The organism is Mesorhizobium sp. M7A.F.Ca.CA.001.10.2.1, assembly GCF_003998575.1.
GTDB lineage: Bacteria > Pseudomonadota > Alphaproteobacteria > Rhizobiales > Rhizobiaceae > Mesorhizobium.
Map to the genome: position 1 here is coordinate 1 of NZ_RZQY01001124.1, position 984 is coordinate 984.

Sequence of the window (984 nt, forward strand, 5' to 3'; positions counted from 1 at the left end):
TCCTTACAAGCGGTCCTGGATGGCGCGGCTGGAGCGCTGGGCCGAAGAACGGCTGAGACTTGAGGAGGCCCTGGTGCTCGCCGGCGACTACAACGTGATTCCCGAGCGGATCGACGCGCGGTTTCCGGAGAACTGGCTGGGCGACGCCCTGTTCCAGCCGCAGACGCGACAAGCCTTCCGCCGGCTGCTCAACCTTGGTTTCACCGAGGCGGTGCGCGCGGTCACCGACGCGCACGACACCTACACGTTCTGGGACTATCAGGCCGGCGCCTGGCAGAAGAACAACGGCATCCGCATCGACCACCTGCTTTTGTCGCCGGAAGCCGCCAACCGGTTTTCTTCCGCGTCGATCGAAAAGCACGTGCGCGCCTGGGAAAAACCGTCCGATCACGTCCCGGTGGCGATCGATCTCGCGCTTCAGCCGGCCTGAGAGAACCTCGCCGGGCACGCAGGCGCTGGACCTCATATCGCCACATTTCGCGCCGTTCATTGCGGTCCAGCATGGCGGCTGGGGTTCCATGAGCACACGATTTCATCTTTGTCCGATCGGCCTGGCATTTGCCATGGCCGCTCCCGGTGCGGCATTTGCCGACCAGGAATGCTTGGCCAATGGAAAATCCTACCAGCTTGGCCAGGTCGCCTGCCTGACGGTTGCCGACCGGAGCCATCTGGCCCGCTGCGACATGGTGCTCAACAACACATCGTGGACGAAGATCGGGGATAGCTGCCCGGAAAACACCTTGGCGCCACACCCCCATGTCACGCCGATCTCGACGCCGGCGCCCAGCATGGTGCCGACGGAGCCGATCGAGAACTGATCGCGATCGAAATCGAGTGCTGCTGGTGAAGCTGACGCAGCCGCGAGACTACTGGTCCGCGTTGTTGCCCTTGGTGAGGATATCATCGGCCAGCGAGATGGCGGTGCGGCGGTCGGCCTCGCCGGCGGTGGCAAATGCCTCTTCCTGCATGCCGCGGATCCAGGGC

Annotated in this window: 2 protein-coding genes and 1 pseudogene; 2 read left to right on the plus strand and 1 reads right to left on the minus strand. The window is 64.1% G+C overall.

All coding sequences use genetic code 11. From position 1 onward, the window contains the following. Together EN964_RS35580 and EN964_RS35585 are read left to right on the plus strand one after the other, a co-directional pair. On the plus strand, nt 1-430 hold a 430-nt coding region (locus EN964_RS35580), incomplete at its 5' end, for an exodeoxyribonuclease III (RefSeq protein ID WP_206528828.1). Between the two features lie 88 nt (nt 431-518). Then, the gene (locus EN964_RS35585; RefSeq protein WP_127270688.1) at nt 519-818 is read left to right on the plus strand and encodes a hypothetical protein; all 300 of its coding nucleotides are present in this window, start codon (nt 519-521) and stop codon (nt 816-818) included. Nucleotides 819-866: 48 nt separating this feature from the next. Here EN964_RS35585 and EN964_RS39000 read toward each other — a convergent pair. After that, nucleotides 867-984 (minus strand): annotated as a pseudogene (locus EN964_RS39000) (sel1 repeat family protein); the annotation flags it as partial.